This window comes from Streptomyces seoulensis (assembly GCF_022846655.1).
GTDB lineage: Bacteria > Actinomycetota > Actinomycetes > Streptomycetales > Streptomycetaceae > Streptomyces.
Genome location: NZ_AP025667.1, coordinates 1,502,262 through 1,521,334, shown reverse-complemented (window position 1 = coordinate 1,521,334; position 19,073 = coordinate 1,502,262). Strand labels below are relative to the sequence as shown.

15 protein-coding genes are annotated in these 19,073 nt (G+C 73.2%); 13 read left to right on the top strand and 2 right to left on the bottom strand.

Features of this window, described 5'->3' with window-relative positions:
- Positions 1 to 38: 38 nt before the first annotated feature.
- Positions 39 to 1,847: a phosphatidylglycerol lysyltransferase domain-containing protein gene (locus HEK131_RS06990; RefSeq protein ID WP_432215614.1), complete on the top strand. Its 1,809-nt coding sequence runs from the start codon at positions 39 to 41 to the stop codon at positions 1,845 to 1,847.
- The gene (locus tag HEK131_RS06985) at positions 1,844 to 2,539 is read left to right on the top strand and encodes a hypothetical protein (protein ID WP_244334108.1); all 696 of its coding nucleotides are present in this window, start codon (positions 1,844 to 1,846) and stop codon (positions 2,537 to 2,539) included. The genes HEK131_RS06990 and HEK131_RS06985 overlap by 4 nt, the downstream gene beginning before the upstream one ends.
- Here the strand turns inward: HEK131_RS06985 and HEK131_RS06980 are convergent.
- On the bottom strand, positions 2,479 to 3,243 hold the full coding sequence (locus HEK131_RS06980; protein WP_217463883.1) for a hypothetical protein: 765 nt from the start codon (positions 3,241 to 3,243) through the stop codon (positions 2,479 to 2,481). The two genes, HEK131_RS06985 and HEK131_RS06980, sit on opposite strands and share 61 nt — an antisense overlap.
- A 61-nt stretch (positions 3,244 to 3,304) precedes the next feature.
- On the opposite strand from HEK131_RS06980, the gene HEK131_RS06975 reads away from it, so the two are divergent.
- From HEK131_RS06975 to HEK131_RS06940, 8 genes are all read left to right on the top strand, one after another.
- Positions 3,305 to 4,108, top strand: coding sequence for an adenosylcobinamide-GDP ribazoletransferase (locus HEK131_RS06975; RefSeq protein ID WP_244334106.1), 804 nt, complete (start codon positions 3,305 to 3,307; stop codon positions 4,106 to 4,108).
- Positions 4,109 to 4,404: 296 nt separating this feature from the next.
- Positions 4,405 to 5,931 carry a leucyl aminopeptidase gene (locus tag HEK131_RS06970; protein ID WP_244334105.1) on the top strand — a complete coding sequence of 509 codons (1,527 nt, stop codon included), beginning with the start codon at positions 4,405 to 4,407 and terminating at the stop codon, positions 5,929 to 5,931.
- A gap of 229 nt (positions 5,932 to 6,160) precedes the next feature.
- Positions 6,161 to 7,549, top strand: coding sequence for a dihydrolipoyl dehydrogenase (gene lpdA / locus HEK131_RS06965; RefSeq protein ID WP_161149561.1), 1,389 nt, complete (start codon positions 6,161 to 6,163; stop codon positions 7,547 to 7,549).
- Between the two features lie 61 nt (positions 7,550 to 7,610).
- A complete protein-coding gene (gene sucB / locus HEK131_RS06960; protein WP_244334104.1) occupies positions 7,611 to 9,470 on the top strand; it encodes a 2-oxoglutarate dehydrogenase, E2 component, dihydrolipoamide succinyltransferase in 1,860 nt (619 codons plus the stop codon).
- A gap of 293 nt (positions 9,471 to 9,763) precedes the next feature.
- Positions 9,764 to 10,387, top strand: a complete 624-nt coding sequence (locus tag HEK131_RS06955; RefSeq protein WP_217460447.1) for a GntR family transcriptional regulator — start codon at positions 9,764 to 9,766, stop codon at positions 10,385 to 10,387.
- Positions 10,388 to 10,624: 237 nt separating this feature from the next.
- Positions 10,625 to 13,336 carry a pyruvate dehydrogenase (acetyl-transferring), homodimeric type gene (gene aceE / locus HEK131_RS06950; RefSeq protein ID WP_217460448.1) on the top strand — a complete coding sequence of 904 codons (2,712 nt, stop codon included), beginning with the start codon at positions 10,625 to 10,627 and terminating at the stop codon, positions 13,334 to 13,336.
- Between the two features lie 108 nt (positions 13,337 to 13,444).
- Positions 13,445 to 13,963 (top strand): DUF4240 domain-containing protein, encoded by a 519-nt coding sequence (locus HEK131_RS06945; protein WP_244451958.1) that lies wholly within the window; start codon positions 13,445 to 13,447, stop codon positions 13,961 to 13,963.
- A 69-nt stretch (positions 13,964 to 14,032) separates the two neighbouring features.
- Complete coding sequence (locus HEK131_RS06940; protein ID WP_244334103.1) at positions 14,033 to 14,290, top strand: RidA family protein; 258 nt, start codon at positions 14,033 to 14,035, stop codon at positions 14,288 to 14,290.
- Here the strand turns inward: HEK131_RS06940 and HEK131_RS06935 are convergent.
- Positions 14,287 to 15,072, bottom strand: coding sequence for a peptidoglycan recognition protein family protein (locus HEK131_RS06935; RefSeq protein WP_244334101.1), 786 nt, complete (start codon positions 15,070 to 15,072; stop codon positions 14,287 to 14,289). The two genes, HEK131_RS06940 and HEK131_RS06935, sit on opposite strands and share 4 nt — an antisense overlap.
- Before the next feature lie 247 nt (positions 15,073 to 15,319).
- Between HEK131_RS06935 and HEK131_RS06930 the strand changes: the two genes are divergently transcribed.
- From HEK131_RS06930 to HEK131_RS06920, 3 genes are all read left to right on the top strand, one after another.
- Positions 15,320 to 16,513, top strand: a complete 1,194-nt coding sequence (locus tag HEK131_RS06930) for a MarP family serine protease (protein ID WP_217460450.1) — start codon at positions 15,320 to 15,322, stop codon at positions 16,511 to 16,513.
- 60 nt (positions 16,514 to 16,573) lie between these two features.
- On the top strand, positions 16,574 to 17,470 hold the full coding sequence (locus HEK131_RS06925) for a TIGR01777 family oxidoreductase (protein WP_244334099.1): 897 nt from the start codon (positions 16,574 to 16,576) through the stop codon (positions 17,468 to 17,470).
- A 193-nt stretch (positions 17,471 to 17,663) separates the two neighbouring features.
- Entirely contained in the window at positions 17,664 to 19,028 is a 1,365-nt protein-coding gene (locus HEK131_RS06920; RefSeq protein WP_217460452.1) for an NAD(P)/FAD-dependent oxidoreductase, read from the top strand.
- Positions 19,029 to 19,073 lie beyond the last annotated feature (45 nt).

The window sequence follows — 19,073 nt, the reverse complement described above, 5'->3', positions numbered from 1 at the left end:
CGCGATTCGCGGCATATGCGGACATATGATCCCCGCTCATGGGAGATGCCCGAGTTGCCGTGGTTGCCGTGGACCAGCGGACGGAACCGGACCGGCGGACCGGGCCGGACCGGCGGCCGGGCGGGATGTCGTCCCGCCGGGCCGCCGCCGGCGCGGTCTGGTATCTGCGGGCCGTCGCGTTCGTCAACTTCCTCAGCGCGGTGTGGGTCTCGCTGGGCCAGGACGTGCGCCGGCACAACCAGGAGAACCTGTTCACGCCGTACCTGCTGACGGCCGGCTTCGCCTCGGGTGTCTTCACCGCGTTCCTGGCCATCACCATGCGGCGGCGCAAGCGGGCCGCGTGGATCCTCAACCTGGCGCTCAGCGGCGCCTTCCTGGCCCTGTTCGCCTTCGCCATGGCCTTCCCGGAGATCCGCCGGTACCCGCAGAACTGGATCTCCCTCGCCCTCACGGCCGCCTTCGTCGCCGTCCTGCTCACCGGCCGCCGCGAGTTCTACGCCAAGGGCGACCGCGCCAACCCCCGGCTCGCCGCGACCGTCGCCGTCGGCGGCACGGCGGTGGCCTCGCTGCTCGCCGCGCTGCTGGTGACGGCCACCAACCAGGCGCCGGACGCGGCGCGTTCGACGTTCCTGGAGCGCTGGCGGTACGGCACGCTGCGGTTGGTGTCCGTGGGCATCGAGGAGTCCGGCTTCCCCGGCATCGACCCGCCCAACTGGGCCGACGTGAGCATCAACGTGCTCAGCACGGGCCTCCTCCTCGCCGCCCTGTACGCCGCGTTCCGCTCCCGTCGCGCCGTCGACCCGCTCACCGAGGACGACGAGAAGCGGCTGCGCGAACTGCTGGACAGGCACGGCGAACGCGACTCCCTCGGCTACTTCGCACTGCGCCGGGAGAAGAGCGTGCTGTGGTCGCCGACCGGCAAGGCGGCCGTCGCCTACCGGGTGGTGGGCGGGGTCAGCCTGGCCTCCGGCGACCCTCTGGGCGACCCCGAGGCATGGCCCGGCGCCATCACCCCCTGGCTGGCCGAGGCGCGGGCGCACGGCTGGATCCCGGCCGTGATGGGGGCGGGCGAGGAGGCAGGCACCGTCTACGCCCGGCACGGCCTGGACGCCCTCGAACTCGGCGACGAAGCCCTCGTGGAGGTCGGCGAGTTCACCCTGGAGGGCCGCGCGATGCGCACCGTGCGCCAGGCGTACAACCGGGTGCGGCGGGCCGGGTACCGGGTGCGGATGCGGCGGCACGAGGACATCCCGGCGGCCGAGATGGCCCACCTCGTCGAGCGGGCCGACGACTGGCGCGACGGCGCCACCGAGCGGGGCTTCAGCATGGCCCTGGGGCGGCTCGCCGACCCCGGGGACGGCCGGTGCGTGATGCTGGAGTGCACCGACGCCGAGGGGCGGCTGCGCGCCCTGCTGTCGTTCGTGCCCTGGGGCCCCGGCGGCCTCTCGCTGGACCTGATGCGCCGTGACCGGGAGAGCGACAACGGGCTGATGGAGTTCATGGTGATCGACCTCCTGCGCCGGTCCCAGGAACTCGGCGTCACCCAGGTCTCGCTGAACTTCGCGGTGTTCCGCTCGGTGTTCGAGCGCGGTTCCCGCCTGGGCGCCGGGCCGGTGCTGCGGCTGTGGCGCTCGCTGCTCAGCTTCTTCTCCCGCTGGTGGCAGATCGAGTCGCTGTACCGGGCCAACGCAAAGTACCGGCCCATCTGGGAGCCGCGCTTCCTGCTCTTCGAGAAGAGCGCCGACCTGCCGCGTATCGCCCTGGCCGCCGCCCGCGCCGAGGGCTTCCTCGAAGCGCCGGGCCTGCCGAAGTGGCTGCACCGCAGACAGTTGGAGACCCACCGGTGAGAGCGTGGGCACGCGCCGAGTGGGGGCCGCTGTACGCGGCCGTACGGGCGGCGCTGCGCACCCGCGGTCCGCTGCGCGCGGCCCCGCTGACGCTCGGCGCGGTGTTCCTGACCGCGCTCCTGCAGTTCGCGCAGAACCAGCCCTGGGGCTTCCGCCTGGTGCAGTCGGCGGGCTCCGTCAGGGCCGCCGACCCGCTGTGGGCGGCCCTGCTGCGCACCCCGCTCTCCCTGTTCGTGCCCGCGCTGGACCTGCCGGTGTGGGGCGCGCTGGCCCAGGTGCTGTGCGTGTTCGGCATCGCCGAGCTGTGCCTCGGCCGCCGCCGCACCCTGCTCATCGCCTACGTCGCCACGCTCGCCGGGACGCTGTACGCGCGCGCCGGGATCGCGCTCGGCCCGCACGCCCCGCTCGGACTGCCCGCCTCGGACGCGTGGGTGGTGGACACCGGCCCCTCGGCGGCCGTGGTGGGGCTCGCGGTGTACCTCGCGGTACGGCACCACGCCCATGTGACGGCGGTGGCGGTGCCGGCCGCGATGGTGGCCGAGGTGCTGCTCAAGGACAACCTGGCCGGCAAGGAACACCTGGCCGCACTGCTGGCCGTGGGCACCCTGTGCCTGGCCGCCCCGGCGCGGCCTCAGCTCCCCCTGGGCAGCCGCGCCGGGGACGGGTCGGGCTTGCCGCCGATCCAGTCCTGAACCGCGCGGCGGGGCTTCGCCCAGCGCCGGTCGTGACGGTAGGCCCGCAGCAGGGACCGGGCACGGGCGCGGGGCCGCCGACCGTAGAAGCGACGCGCCCACGCCGAGGCCGGCCGGGCCAGCCGGAGGGCGCCCGCGAGGGCCACCAGCGGCACGATCGCGCCGAACACGGCGGTACGGGTCTTGCCCTTGCTCAACGCGACCAGGGAGACGAGGAAGTTGGCCGCGACGAACGCGATGACCCCGCCCCGGTCCTGGAGTTCGTCGTGCGAGAGGTCGTTGACGCCGAACGGGGAGAACCCCCCGAGCAGCAGCCCGACCAGCGCGGCGGTGATCACCACGACCTCGACGCTCTTGCGGCCCTCCGCGCTCCAGTACACGTCGTCCAGATGCAGGATCAGCGCGAACTCGTCCAGCACCAGACCCGCGCCGATCCCGAAGACCACGGCGGCGATCGCGCCGCCGGCCCCGTGCCGGTCGCTGGCGACGGCGCCGAAACCGCCGACGACGGTGAGCACCACACCGGGCACCACGTGATGGATGTGCACCCCGCCCGCCTGGACGTTGCCGAACGGCCCCTTCCCGGCGCGGATCAGCCGGGTGATGACCCGGGTGACCACGAAGGTGAGCACGAAGGCGCTGAGGGCGAGCAGCAGCGGAAGCTTGCCCGGTTCCAGGATGTTCCGCTCCCACCAGTGCCCCATGTGCGCACTTTATCCCCGGCCCCCCGCCCGAGCCCGGCGACAGCCCCGGTAGCCTGCGCCGATGCCCGAGACCTCCCCGCTCGACGGACCCCGCTTCGCCTTCGGCACCCTCACCGTGATCCCCGTCCGCGTGCACCGCTGGGACCGGGTGGCCGCACGCGGGGGCATGCTGTGCGCACCGCTGGCCGGACTGGCCGTGGGTGTCGCGGCGGCCGGGCTCGGGCTGTCGCTCCTGCTGCTGGGCGCGGGCCCGCTGCTCGCCGCCGTCGGCTCGGTGGCCGTACCGGCCGCGCTCACGCGGGGGCTGCACCTGGACGGGCTCGCGGACACCGCCGACGGGCTGGGCAGCGGCAAGCCCGCCGAGGAGGCCCTCGCCGTCATGAAGCGGTCCGACATCGGGCCGTTCGGCGTGCTCACCCTCGTGCTGACGCTGCTGGGCCAGGTCGCCGCGCTCGCCGGGCTGTACGGCGACTCCTGGGCGCGGGGCGCGCTCGGGGCGGTGGTCTCGGCGGTCGCCGCCCGGCTGGCGCTCACGCTGGCCGCGCGCACCGGCGTTCCGGCCGCCCGCCCGGAGGGGCTCGGGGCGGCGGTGGCCGGGGTGGTGCCGGTGCCGGGCGCGCTGGCGGTCGCGGCGGCGGTGACGCTCGCGGCCGGAGCGGGCGGGGCGCTGCTCGGCCCGTGGGAGGCGGTGCGCGCGGCGGCGGCCGTCCCGCTCTGCCTGGTCCCGGCCGAACTCCTGCTGCGCCGCTGCGCCGGCCGCTTCGGCGGGGTCACCGGGGACGTCTTCGGCGCCCTCGCGGAGACCGCGGCCACGGCGGCCCTGCTCGTACTGTGCCTCGGCGGACCGGGTCCACTGGGCGGCTGAGAGCGGCAACTGTTCCGCACCTGAGGCGAGTTGTCCCGCTCGCCTTACACGACGGCCGGAAGTGCGGGCGGCCGGGGTGGTCCTCGGCAATGAGCGAACGCACGTACGCGCGTAGTCTCGTGGCGGGTGTTCGCCGACAGGGTGCGGGACCCGGCCGCCATCTGCCCCCGGCAAGGGGCCTTCGACCGGCTGCCGGACCCGCGTCGACCAACCCCTTGCGGCGGTCGCCCCGCGCGGACGACCGAGCATCGCAACGGCATTGGCAAACTTCACATCGGAAGCGAGATTTCACCACCGTGACTGCTCTGACTCTCAAGCCGGCCGCGGCGCCGGGCCCGCGGGCCGACGCGATCGTGATCGGTGTCGCCAAGGCCGGCACGGGCCCCGTCGTGGCGCCCGGGGCCGAGGCCGTGGACCAGGCGTACGACGGCGGGCTGGCCGGCGTCCTCAAGACCCTCGGTGCCTCGGGCGCCGAGGGCGAGCTGACCAAGGTGCCCGCCCCCGCCGGTCTCGGCACCCCGCTCGTGGTGGCCGTGGGCCTGGGCGCCGAGCCCGAGGCCGACGCCGGGTACGACGCCGAGGCGCTGCGCCGGGCCGCCGGTGTGGCCGCCCGCGCCCTCACCGGCACCGGGAAGGCCACGTTCGCGCTCCCCGTCGACGGCCCCGGCGCCCTCGGCGCGATCGCCGAGGGCGTGCTGCTCGGCGCGTACGCCTTCGACGCGTACAAGGAGAGCCCGAAGGACGAGAAGGCGAAGAACGACGGCGCCCCGCTCGCCGAGGCCGTGCTGCTCGGCGGGGAGGACGGCGATGCCGGTGCCCAGGCCGCCCTGGACCGCGCGGTGGCCGTCGGCGAGGAGCTGAACCGCGCCCGCGACCTCGTCAACACCCCGCCGAACGACCTGGACCCCGAGGCGTTCGCCGCCATCGCGCAGGCCGCGGCCGACGAGCACGGCCTCACCATCGAGGTGCTGGACGAGCAGGCCCTGAAGGACGGCGGCTACGGCGGCATCCTCGGCGTCGGCGGCGGCTCGGCGTCCACCCCGCGTCTGGTGAAGCTGGCGTACACGCACCCGGAGGCCGACAAGCACCTCGCCTACGTCGGCAAGGGAATCACCTACGACTCGGGCGGCATCTCGCTCAAGCCCGCCGGGCACAACGAGACGATGAAGTGCGACATGGCCGGTGCCGCCGCCGTGTTCGCCGCCGTCGTCGCGGCCGCCCGGCTCGGCCTCGAGGTCAACGTGACCGGCTGGCTGGCGCTCGCCGAGAACATGCCCTCCGGCTCCGCCACCCGCCCCGGTGACGTACTGAACATGTACAGCGGCAAGACCGTCGAGGTGCTCAACACCGACGCCGAGGGCCGCCTGGTCCTGGCCGACGCGCTGTGGGCCGCCTCGGCCGAGGAGCCGGACGCGATCGTGGACGTGGCCACCCTGACCGGCGCGATGGTGCTGGCCCTGGGCAGCCGGACCTTCGGCGTCATGGCCAACGACGACGCGTTCCGCACCGCCGTGCACGAGGCGGCCGAGGAGGTCGGCGAGCCCGCGTGGCAGATGCCGCTCCCCGAGCACCTGCGCAAGGGCATGGACTCCCCCGTCGCGGACATCGCCAACATGGGCGAGCGGATGGGCGGCGGCCTGGTCGCCGGCCTGTTCCTGCGCGAGTTCGTCGGCGAGGGCATCACCTGGGCCCACCTGGACATCGCGGGCCCGGCCTACAACGAGGGCGGCGCCTTCGGATACACGCCCAAGGGCGGTACGGGCACGGCCGTGCGCACCCTGGTGCGGCTGGCCGAGCAGGCCGCCGACGGCGACCTCGGCTGACCTCGCGCGGTGCTGAGAAGGGGCGCGGACCTGCCCGGTCCGCGCCCCTTCGCGCGGACGTGGGGCGTCTCACACCCCGGCCCGGCGTCCTCCGCACCCCCGACAGGTGCAAAGATGGAGCCCGGCAGGACAGGGCCCCACCACAGGGCCGAAGCATTGAGCGGCCGGACACCAGCCGCCTGCCGGTCATCGGAGACCGGCGTAGGCGCACATGCATGGAGGACGTGACGTGGCGAACGACGCCAGCACCGTTTTCGACCTAGTGATCCTCGGCGGTGGCAGCGGTGGTTACGCCGCGGCCCTGCGCGGAGCGCAGCTCGGCCTGAGCGTCGCCCTGATCGAGAAGGACAAGGTCGGCGGCACCTGCCTGCACAAGGGGTGCATCCCCACCAAGGCCCTGCTGCACGCGGGCGAGATCGCCGACCAGGCCCGCGAGAGCGAGCAGTTCGGCGTCAAGGCGACCTTCGAGGGCATCGACGTCCCGGCCGTCCAGAAGTACAAGGACGACGTGATCTCGGGCCTGTACAAGGGCCTCCAGGGTCTGATCGCCTCCCGCAAGGTGACGTACATCGAGGGCGAGGGCCGCCTGTCCTCCCCGACGTCGGTCGACGTGGCCGGCCAGCGTGTCGAGGGCCGTCACGTCCTGCTGGCGACCGGCTCCGTGCCGAAGTCGCTGCCGGGCCTGGAGATCGACGGCGACCGGATCATCTCCTCCGACCACGCCCTCGTCCTGGACCGCGTGCCGAAGTCCGCGATCATCCTCGGCGGCGGTGTCATCGGCGTCGAGTTCGCGTCGGCGTGGAAGTCCTTCGGGGCCGACGTCACCGTCATCGAGGGCCTGAAGCACCTGGTGCCGGTCGAGGACGAGAACTCCTCCAAGCTGCTGGAGCGCGCCTTCCGCAAGCGCGGCATCAAGTTCAACCTGGGCACCTTCTTCGAGAAGGCCGAGTACACCCAGGACGGCGTCAAGGTCACCCTCGCCGACGGCAAGGAGTTCGAGGCCGAGGTCCTCCTCGTCGCCGTCGGCCGTGGCCCGGTCTCCCAGAACCTCGGCTACGAGGAGCAGGGTGTCGCCATGGACCGGGGCTACGTCCTGGTCGACGAGTACATGCGCACCAACGTGCCGACCATCTCGGCCGTCGGTGACCTCGTCCCGACCCTCCAGCTCGCCCACGTCGGCTTCGCCGAGGGCATCCTGGTCGCCGAGCGGCTGGCCGGTCTCAAGGCCGTCCCGATCGACTACGACGGTGTCCCCCGCGTGACGTACTGCCACCCGGAGGTCGCCTCCGTCGGCATCACCGAGGCCAAGGCCAAGGAGATCTACGGCGCGGACAAGGTCGTCGCCCTGAAGTACAGCCTCGCGGGCAACGGCAAGAGCAAGATCCTCAAGACCGCGGGCGAGATCAAGCTCGTCCAGGTCAAGGACGGTGCCGTGGTCGGCGTCCACATGGTCGGCGACCGCATGGGTGAGCAGGTCGGCGAGGCCCAGCTCATCTACAACTGGGAGGCGCTGCCCGCCGAGGTGGCCCAGCTCATCCACGCCCACCCGACGCAGAACGAGGCGCTCGGCGAGGCGCACCTGGCGCTGGCCGGAAAGCCGCTGCACGCCCACGACTGAGCCTTCGGCCCCCGGGCGCGACGACACAGACTTCCGCAATTCCTAAGGAGCAACAGAAACCATGGCGGTTTCCGTAACCCTTCCGGCGCTCGGTGAGAGCGTCACCGAGGGCACTGTCACCCGCTGGCTGAAGGCCGAGGGCGAGCGCGTCGAGGCCGACGAGCCGCTGCTCGAGGTGTCGACCGACAAGGTCGACACCGAGATCCCCTCGCCCGTCGCCGGCGTACTGGCTTCCATCAAGGTCGCCGAGGACGAGACCGTCGAGGTCGGCGCCGAGCTGGCACTGATCGACGACGGCTCCGGCGCCCCCGCCGAGGCCCCGGCCCCGGCCGCCGCCGAAGCGCCCGCCGCCGAGGCCCCCGTGGCCGAGGCTCCGGCCCCGGCCGCCGAGGCCCCGCAGTCCGCCCCGTCCACCGAGCAGGCGGCCCCCGCCCCGGCTCCGACCGCCGAGGCGACGTCCGGCGGCGGTTCCGCCGAGGGCACGGACGTGGTCCTGCCCGCGCTCGGCGAGTCGGTCACCGAGGGCACCGTCACCCGCTGGCTGAAGTCGGTGGGCGACTCCGTCGAGGCCGACGAGCCGCTGCTCGAGGTCTCCACGGACAAGGTCGACACCGAGATCCCGGCGCCCGTCTCGGGCACCCTGCTGGAGATCGTGGTCGGCGAGGACGAGACCGCCGAGGTCGGCGCCAAGCTCGCCGTCATCGGTGTCGCGGGTGCCGCCCCGGCCGCCGCTCCGGCTCCGGCCGCTCCGGCCCCGGCTCCCGCCGCCGAGGCCCCGGCCGCTCCGGCCCCGGCCGCCCCGGCCCCGGCTCCGGAGGCCCCCGCCGCTCCGGCCCCGCAGGCCCCGACGGCTCCGGCCCCGCAGCAGCAGACCACCCCGGCTCCCGAGCCGGTCCCGTCCGCTCCCGCTCCGGCCCCCGCCCCGGCTCCGGCTCCGGCCGCCCCGGCGACCGCGCCGAGCGCGCCGACCGCCGCCCAGGCGACCGACGAGGGCGCCTACGTGACCCCGCTGGTGCGCAAGCTCGCCGCCGAGAACGGTGTCGACCTGGCCGCCGTCAAGGGCACCGGTGTCGGTGGCCGTATCCGCAAGCAGGACGTCATCGCCGCCGCCGAGGCCGCGAAGGCCGCCGCCGCTCCGGCTCCGGCCGCCGCGGCCGCCCCGGCCGCCGCGAAGAAGGCTCCGGCGCTGGAGGTCTCCCCGCTGCGTGGCCAGACCGTCAAGATGACCCGCATCCGCAAGGTCATCGGCGACAACATGGTCAAGGCGCTGACCGAGCAGGCCCAGCTCTCCTCGGTCGTCGAGGTCGACGTCACCCGTCTGATGAAGCTGCGCGGCAAGGCGAAGGACTCCTTCGCCGCCCGTGAGGGCGTCAAGCTCTCCCCGATGCCGTTCTTCGTCAAGGCCGCCGCGCAGGCGCTGAAGGCCCACCCGGTCATCAACGCCCGCATCAACGAGGCCGAGGGCACGATCACCTACTTCGACACCGAGAACGTCGGTATCGCGGTGGACTCGGAGAAGGGCCTGATGACCCCGGTCATCAAGCACGCCGGCGACCTCAACATCGCGGGCATCTCCAAGGCGACGGCGGAGCTGGCCGGCAAGGTCCGGGCCAACAAGATCACCCCGGACGAGCTGTCCGGCGCGACCTTCACCATCTCCAACACCGGTTCGCGCGGCGCCCTGTTCGACACGATCATCGTGCCGCCGAACCAGGTCGCCATCCTCGGCATCGGCGCCACGGTGAAGCGCCCGGCCGTCCTGGAGACGGAGGAGGGCACGGTCATCGCCGTCCGCGACATGACCTACCTGACCCTCTCCTACGACCACCGTCTGGTCGACGGCGCCGACGCGGCCCGCTACCTGACGACGGTCAAGCAGATCCTGGAAGCGGGCGAGTTCGAGGTAGAGCTCGGCCTGTAACTCCCACGGCCTGTGAAGAAGCCCCCCTGTCGAAGGACAGGGGGGCTTCGCGCTTGCCGGGGGATGCTCGCCTTGTCGGCGCAGGGCAACTGCCTCTCCCCGGGGGCGCGGGGAACTGCGCGACCAGCCACGACGCACCCGCACACACCCCAAACCGACACCCCCACGGCGAGACCGATCGAAAACACCCTGTGCAACTCGTCTCACCTGGGCAAAAGCCCCCCGATGCGCCGCACGGCGCCCGCGGGGCCCCCGTATGGTCATAGAGCCACGCCCCTTGAAGAGGAGCCCCCATGACCGCGCCCGTAATCCACTCGCTGCGCGAACAGATCCGCGAGCACATCGTGGAGGGCATCGTCAGCGGCCGCTGGCAACCGGGCGAGCGCATCGTGGAACGCAGGATCGCCACCGAGCTGGAGGTCAGTCAGACCCCCGTGCGCGAGGCCCTCCGCGAACTGGAATCCCTCCGCCTCATCGAGTCGGCCCCCAACAAGGGCGTACGCGTACGCAACCTGACCGCGGCCGACCTGGAGGAGAGCTATCCCGTCCGGGCCGGGCTGGAGGCCATCGCTGCCGAACTGGCGGCCGGGAGCCTCGCGGAGGACTGCTCGGCCCTGGAGCCCCACGTAGCGGCCCTCTACGAGGCGGACAGGGCCGCCGACGGCACCGGCCAGGTCCGCCACACCGTCGGCTTCCACCGCGAACTCGTGCGGGCCGCGGGCAACTCGGTGCTGCTGCACACCTGGGAGGGCCTGGGCATCGAGGTGTTCACGGCCCTGTCGATCCGCTGGCTGGGCACGGTCCAGCAGTCGTACGCCGAGGAGCACGAGGAACTCGTACAGGCGTTCCAGCGGCGCGACCCCCGCATCGCGGAGCTGGTGAAGGCACACGTCCTGGGCTGCGCGCCCCGCCCCTGAGCGGCACCCCGCTCACCTGGGAAAACACGGCACCCCGTGCCCGAACGAAAGACACCGGGTGCCTACTTTCGCGTGAAGACGGGGTTTTCACCCCCAAACCTTTGATCGATCATCGATCAGGGAGTTACAGTCACCGACGGACTTCTACCGAGTCCTCGCCCTGTCCTGCCAAAGACCAAGGGCACCCCCGAACCCTCACCCATGAGGGATCCCCCTTCGACTGAGGAAGGCGGCGAGATGACCGACCCCAACGCCATCCAGCCGAGCGCGCTCGACCAGCTCCCGGACCGCGACCCCGAGGAGACCGCCGAGTGGCGCGCCTCCCTGGACGCCGTCGCCAGGGAAGCGGGCCCGCACCGCGCCGCGTACCTGATGCGGCGCACGCTGGAGCGTGCCGAGGCGGGCGGTGTCGCGCTGCCGAAGCTCCTGGAGACGGACTACGTCAACTCCATCCCCACCGCCGCCGAGCCGGGCGTGCCCGGTGACGAGGCGATGGAGTCCCGGATCACCGCGTGGAACCGCTGGAACGCGGCCGCGATGGTCACGCGCGGCAGCAAGCACGGCGTCGGCGGCCACATCGCCACCTTCGCCTCGGCCGCGTGGCTGTACGAGACCGGCTTCAACCACTTCTTCAAGGGCAAGGAGTCCCCGGACGCCGAGGGCTCGGGCGACCAGCTCTACATCCAGGGCCACGCCTCCCCCGGCATCTACGCCCGCGCCTTCCTCGACGGCCGCCTGAACGAGGCGCACCTCGACAACTTCCGCCAGGAGGCGGGCGGCAACGGCCTCCCGTCGTACCCGCACCCGCGCCGGCTGCCCTGGCTGTGGGAGTTCCCGACGGTGTCGATGGGCCTCGGCCCGCTCTCCGCGATCTACCAGGCGCGGTTCAACCGCTACCTGACCAACCGCGGCATCAAGGACATCTCCGCGTCCCACGTGTGGGCGTTCCTCGGTGACGGCGAGATGGACGAGCCGGAGTCGACGGCGGCCCTCGCGCTGGCCGCGCGTGAGGAGCTGGACAACCTCACCTTCGTCATCAACTGCAACCTGCAGCGCCTGGACGGCCCGGTCCGCGCCAACTTCAAGATCGTGCAGGAGCTGGAGGCCCAGTTCCGCGGCGCCGGCTGGAACGTGGTCAAGACGCTGTGGGGCACCGCCTGGGACGAGCTGTTCCAGCTCGACACCACCGGCGCGCTGGTCCGCCGTCTGCGCCAGGTGCCGGACGCCCAGATCCAGACGTACCAGACGCGTGACGCGGCCTACATCCGCCAGGACTTCTTCGGCGCCGACCCGGCGCTGGTGGAGATGGCGAAGCTGCTGAGCGACGACAAGATCCTCGAGTGCTTCCACCTGTCGCGCGGCGGCCACGAGGCCCGCAAGGTCTTCGCCGCGTACAAGGCGGCCGTCGAGCACAAGGGCGCGCCGACCGTGATCCTGGCCCAGACGGTCAAGGGCCACACCCTCGGCTCGGGCTTCGCCTCCAAGAACGCCAACCACCAGATGAAGAAGCTCTCGGTGGACGAGTTCAAGGCGATGCGGGACCTGCTGGAGCTGCCCATCTCCGACAGCGCGTTCGTCGACGGCCAGGTGCCCTACGGCCACCCCGGCGCCGACTCCCCCGAGGTCCGCTACCTCCAGGAGCGCCGCGCGGCCCTCGGCGGTCCGGCCCCGGCCCGCCGGGTGCACCCCCTCGCGCCGCTGCCCGCCCCGGCGGAGAAGGCGTTCACCTCGTTCGACAAGGGCTCCGGCTCGCAGAACGTGGCGACCACCATGGCGTTCGTCCGCCTGGTCAAGGACCTGGTCCGCGACAAGGAGACCGGCAAGCGCTGGGTGCCGATCGTCCCCGACGAGGCGCGCACCTTCGGCATGGAGTCGCTGTTCCCCTCGCTCGGCATCTACTCGCCCAAGGGCCAGACGTACGAGCCGGTCGACCGCGACCAGTTGATGTACTACAAGGAGGCCAAGAACGGCCAGATCCTCAACGAGGGGATCACCGAGGCCGGTTCGATGGCCGACTTCATCGCCGCGTCCACCGCGTACTCGACGCACGGCGAAGCGATGATCCCGTTCTACATCTTCTACTCGATGTTCGGCTGGCAGCGCACGGCCGACCAGATGTGGCAGCTCGGCGACCAGCTCGGCCGCGGCTTCCTCGTCGGCGCGACGGCCGGCCGCACCACCCTCACCGGTGAGGGTCTGCAGCACGCCGACGGTCACTCCCCGGTGATCGCCGCGACCAACCCGGCCGCGCTGACGTACGACCCGGCGTTCGCCTACGAGGTCGCCGTCATCGTCAAGGAGGGTCTGCGCCGGATGTACGGCGAGGCCGAGCCGGGCGAGGACAGGGACGTCTTCTACTACCTGACGGTCTACAACGAGCCGCTGCCGCAGCCGGCCAAGCCCGCCGCCACCGGCATCGACGAGGGCATCGTCAAGGGCCTGTACCGGTTCAACACGGCCGAGTCCGCGGGCGTCACCGTCCCGGCCAACGCCCCGCGCATCCAGCTCATGGGCTCGGGCACCGCGATCCACTGGGCGCTCACGGCGCAGCGGATGCTGGCCGAGGAGTGGGGTGTGGCCGCCGACGTGTGGTCCGCGACCTCCTGGTCCGAGCTGCGCCGGGACGCCATGGACGCCGACGCGGCGCTGCTGCGCGGCGAGGAGCGGGTGCCGTTCGTCCGCCAGGCGCTCCAGGGCGCCGAGGGTCCGGTGCTGGCGGTCTCCGACTACATGCGCCAGGTCCCGGACCAGATCGCGCAGTGGGTGGAGCAGGACTGGTCCTCGCTCGGCGCGGACGGCTTCGGCCTCTCCGACACCCGCGCGGCGGCCCGCCGCCACTTCGGTGTCGACGCCGAGTCGATCGTGGTCGCGGCCCTCGCCCAGCTCGCCAAGCGCGGCGAGGTGCAGGTGACGGCGGTCAAGGAAGCCCGCGAGAAGTACGGTCTGTGACCTCCTGAGGTCCGGTGAAGGGGTACGGCGTGCTGCCGTGCCCCTTCTTCCTTTTCCCGTGCCGTTCCGCGTGCGGGGTGGAGGTGGAGGCCCGATGCTGGTCCCGTGATGGACGAGACGGAGTTCTGGGAGCTGATCGACGCCACCCGCGAGGCCGCCGAGGGCGATCCCGAGGAGCAGGCCGACCTGCTGGTGGACCGGCTGCTCCAGTTCGACCCGGACATGGTGCTGGACTTCGCCCGTCACTTCGAGGCCCGCTACAACCGGGCCTACCGCTGGGACCTGTGGGGCGCGGCCTGGCTGCTGCTGGACGGGGCGAGCGACGACGCCTTCGACTACTTCCGCTGCTGGCTGATCGGCCAGGGCCGCGAGGTCTTCGAGGGCGCCCTGCACGACCCCGACTCCCTGGCCGAGCTGCTGGACGAGTTCGACGAGGAGATCGACGGCGACGGCGAGGAACTGGGCTACGCCGCGGACGAGGCGTACGAGCGCCTGACCGGCATGGTCGCCCCCGACCTGGGCATCGCCCCCGCCCCCGGCGAGCCCGCGGGCACCCCGGTCGACTTCGAGAACGACGGCACCCTGGCGGAGCGGTACCCCACCCTGTGGGAGCGCTTCAGGCCGTGAGCGGACGTTGACCCGGCCCGGCGGGCCCCGTGATCATGGGGCTCTTCGTCGAGGGGGGAGCTGCGGCACGTGGTCAAGCTGACCGGCTTCCTGACAGACCTGGACGACCTCGCCGCCTTCCGCAGGGTCCGGGACGAGCTCCAGGACCCGGAACGGCCGCCCGCCTGCTCGCTCGTGCGGGTCGCCGGGCTGGTGCGGCCGGAGTTCCGCGTGGAGATCGAGGCGTGGGCGCTGGTGGCGGACCAGGGCCTTTCTTCCGGATCAGGCCGACTCGGACCTACGGCGCCTTCTGCGCGACCGCGGCAAGGTCCGGAAGACAGGCCCTAGCGCGTGCGGCCCTGGAGGCGGGCCGCCTTGGCCCGGATGGTGGGCAGGGTGGCGGTGAGGGCCGCTCCGGGGCAGGTGGTGCGGTAGGCGTCGTTGTGGCCGGCCACGGTGGGGAAGGTGGCGGTGGTGCCCGACTCGTAGCGGCTGAGGCCGCTGGTGGAGGTCAGGCGGACGCGGGCGCGGGGGTCGGTGTCGGAGGGGCCGAGCTTCCAGGCGGCGAGCGCGGCGATGGCGTCCGTCATGGCCCGCGGGACCGAGGCTCCGGCGGTGAAGGTGCCGAGCGCGGCGATGCCCGCCGAGCGGTGGTTGAAGCCCTGGGTGTGGGCTCCGGTGACCGCCCGGTCCATGCCCCCGGCGCGGCCCTCGTAGATGGTGCCGCAGCGGTCGACCAGGAAGTTGTAGCCGATGTCGTCCCAGTGCCTGCCGCCGGTCTGGCCGGAGTACAGCGCGCGGATGACGCGCGGGGAGTCGGCACAGTCGTAGTCGTTGGGCGAGTCGGTGTGGTGGATGAAGACGGCGACGACCCTGTCGTCGTAGCGCGGCGGCGGCTGCCGGCGCAGGGTGACGCCGTCCAGCCAGGCGGAGCGGGGCAGGATGGCCGGGCGGGGCGCGCGGTGGGCCACGGGAGCCGTGCTCGGGGCCGGGTGCGCGGGCTGGGCCGTGACGGCGCGCTCGCTGCCCCGGGCGAACAGCAGCAGGGCGACGACGGCGGTCAGTGCGGGCAGGACGCCGGACAGGCGCGCGGTACGCCGGTGGCGTGTCCACGCCGGTGACCACTTCATGATCCCACTGTCGGGCCGGGGTGGCGGGTCCGCGATGTGTGGTGTGCCACCCGGTGGAACCATCGTCCCGGTCCGGGGCGTTTCTGTGGGTACATACATACGAGGACCGTTCGCCGAGGGTGGCCGGACGGGCGGCTGATCAGCGGGCCCGCCCCGCCCGTACTAAAGGGGTGTCCCGTCGATCAGGCGCGAACCCGGCGTGACCGACGGGACACCCTGTGGGGGTTTCCGAGAGAAAGGCGGCTCCGTGGACCTGCTCGACGTGCTGCTCGTGCTGGTGATCCTGCTCTACGCGGCTTCCGGTTACCGGCGCGGTCTGGTGGCCGGCTGTGTCTCGCTGGCCGGATTCGTGGGCGGCGCGGCGGTCGGCGTGTGGGCGCTGCCGTGGGTGACGGGGCTGGTGACGCGCGGTTCGGCGGCGGCGACGGTGGTCGCGGTGCTGACGGTGCTGGTGCCGGGCATGATCGGGCACGAGCTGGCGGGCCGGCTGGCGGTGCGGCTGCGGATGCGGATGGACCAGACGGGCCGCAGCCCCGTCCGGGTGGCGGACGGCATCGGGGGCGCCGCGGCCAATGCCGTCGCCGTGCTGCTCGTGGCGTGGGTCGCGGCGAGCGTGCTGGGCGCGGCGCCCTCGCAGACGGTGACCCATGCGATCCGCAACTCCGCGCTGCTGGGCGCGGTGCAGCGGACGATGCCGGAGACCACCCCGGCCTGGTTCTCACGGGCCACCTCCGCGCTGACGGAGGCGGGCTTCCCGCAGGTGTTCAACCCGTTCGAGAACGAGTCGACGGCACAGGTCGCCGAACCCTCCGGGGACAGCGTGACCCCGGCGGCCACGGAGGCGGCCCGGCGCAGCACGGTGAAGATCGAGGGGTCGGCGGGCACCGAGGGCCGCGAGGGCAGCGGGTTCGTGTACGCGCCGCGCCGGGTGATGACGAACGCGCACGTGGTGGCCGGCATCGACAACCCGACGGTGCGGATCGGCGGTGTCGGTCCGGCGTACCAGGCGCGGGTGGTGCTGTTCGACTCGAGCCGGGACGTGGCGGTGCTGTACGTACCGGGTCTGCGGGCCCCGGTCCTGCCGTTCGACAGCTCCGCGCGGCGCGGTGAGTCGGCGGTGGTGGCGGGCTATCCGCAGGACGGGAGCCTGAACCTCCAGGCGGCGACGGTGGCGAACCGGGTGCGCGCGACCGGCCAGAACATCTACAGCGACCGCACGGTCACCCGCGAGATCTACTCCATCCGCTCCACCGTGCGGCCCGGCAACTCGGGCGGCCCGCTGCTGACCACGGACGGCCGGGTCTTCGGCGTGGTCTTCGCCCGGTCCACCTCCAGCTCGGAGACGGGGTACGTGCTGACGGCGGCGGAGGTATCGGCCGACGCGCGGCGGGCGGAATCGGCGACGGTGCCGGTGGACACGGGTGAGCTGATCACGGGTTAGGCGGCCGTTCGGATCAAGGCGTGCCGCCCTGATCCAGGGCATGCGGGGCATGCTGGGATCATGGAATCTTCCCGAATCGCGGTGGCCGGTGCGTCCGGTCTCATCGGCAGCGCCCTGGTGCGGTCCCTCACCGACGACGGGCACCAGGTGGTGCGGCTGGTCAGGCGGGAGCCGCAGGGCCCGGACGAGGTGCGCTGGGACCCCGAGGAGCAGTACGTGGACGCGGCCGGGCTGTCCGGCTGCGACGCGGTGGTCAACCTCGCGGGGGCCGGGATCGGCGACAAGCGCTGGACGCCCGAGTACAAGCGGGTGATCCGGGACAGCCGGGTGCTGGGCACGACGGCGCTCGCGGAGGCGGCCGCCTCGCTGCCGGAGCCGCCGAGGGTCTTCGTGAACGGCAGCGCGATCGGCTTCTACGGCGAAACCGGCGACCGGATCGTGGACGAGGACGCTCCGCCCGGCGAGGGTTTCCTGCCCTCGGTGTGCGAGGAGTGGGAGGCGGCTGCGGCCCCGGTGCGGGAGGCGGGCGTACGGACGGTGTTCGTGCGCACCGGGCTGGTGGTGGCGTCCGGGGGCGGGGCGTGGGCGCGGATGTTCCCGCTGTTCAAGGCGGGGCTCGGGGGACGGCTCGGGGACGGGCGGCAGTACTGGTCGTACATCGCGCTGCACGACGAGGTGGCCGCGATCCGGCATCTCCTCGACCGCGACGACCTCTCCGGCCCCTTCAACCTGACCGCGCCCCACCCGCTGACCAACCAGGAGATCACCGAGGCGATGGGGCGGGTGCTGCACCGGCCGACGCCGTTCCCGGTGCCGGCGGCGGTCCTGCGCACGGTGCTGGGCGAGATGGCCGGGGATGTGCTGGGCAGTCAGCGGGTGGTGCCCGAGCGGCTGTCGGAGTCCGGTTTCCAGTTCGCGTTCCCCGGCATCGAGGACACGATCCGGGCGGCGGAGTAGCGCGGTGGAGTAGACCGGGCCGCGGCGGGCAGCGAGCGGATATGAACGTATGCGACCTCCATGCGACCGTGCCCTGTCGATGCGCGACTGTCCTTGACTGACAAGGGTCCTAATCTCGACCCGAACTCGCGTATCCGGCGGGCCAGTTGGGGGCATCACGTCTCCACCGGCCGCGCAACCACAGGAGGGCCTCGTGCTTGAGCCCACGTACCAGGTGGACGTCGTCGTCGTGGGAGCCGGGGTCGCCGGACTCGCGGCGGCCCATCGGCTCACCAGCGCAGGAGTGACGACCGCAGTACTGGAGGCCGCCCCCGGGGTCGGCGGCCGCATGTCGACCGAGAAGGTCGACGGCTTCCGCCTCGACCGCATCGGACGGCCCCTGTCCGCACCCGGCCCCGAGTTGCGCACCACACCCGGGCTGGCACCGCTCGCGCTACGGCGTTTCGCCCCCGGCGTGCTGCTGCACCGGGACGGCCGCACGCACCGCGCGGGCGCACCGGCACCCGCAGGAGGCGCAAGGGGCGCACTTCATGCGGTGCGCGCCCTGGCGAGCGCCCCCAGGGGCCCGGTCGCCGCCCCCGGCCGCACCGGGACACCGGTGGGCGGGGCGTGGGACCAGGCCCGGCTGGGCGCCGCGCTGGCCCGGATCGCGGCCACGCCGGTGGAACGGCTGCTGGCCCGCCCGGAGGAGGCCGCAGCGGACGCCCTGGCGGCCCGCGGGATACCCGCCCGCACCGTGGAGGGGTTCCTGCGCCCGCTGCTGGCCGCGCTGCTGTGCGACCCGGAGCTGACCACCTCCAGCCGGAGCGCCGACCTCGCCCTGCGGGCGTTCGCCGGAGGACGGCTGGGCGTGCCCGAGGGCGGCGCGGAGGCGCTGCCCGAGCTGCTGGCGCGCGCCCTGCCGCCGGGCACGGTGCGCACCGGGGTGCGGGTCACCTCGGTCTCCACCACGTCGGTGACCACGGCCGAGCACGGCGTACTGCGCTGCCGCGCGGTACTGCTGGCCACGGACGCGCGGGCGGCGGCCGAGCTGCTGCCGGGCCTGCGCGTCCCGGACTTCCACCCGGTGACCGTGGTCCACCACACCACCGACGACCCCGGCCCGGCGCTGTCCACGGGCACCTCGCTGCTGCTGGACGCCGACCGGGGCGGCCCGGTCGCGCACACGGCGGTGCTCAGCGAGGTCGACCCGAGCCGGGCCCCGGCCGGCCGCGCGCTGATCTCCTCGACCGTGCTGGGCACCCCGCCCGAGGACGTGGACACCGCCGTCCGCACCCACCTGGCCCGCCTGTACGGCACCCCCACGAACCGCTGGGAAACCCTGGCCGTCCACCACACCCCGGACGCGGTCCCCGCGATGCGCCCCCCGTACGACCCCCACCGTCCCGTACGCCTCCTGGCCGGCCTCTACGTCTGCGGCGACCACCGCGACACCGGCACCGTCCAGGGCGCCCTGCACTCGGCCACCCGGGCCTCCACGGCCATCCTCACCGACCTGGGCGCCACCACCTCGATGCACCAGGCGGACCCACCGTCGACGATGCCGCGAGCGGCGTAGCGCGGGGCCCGGCCCACGCCGAGCACCGCTGCGGGGCCCTCACGC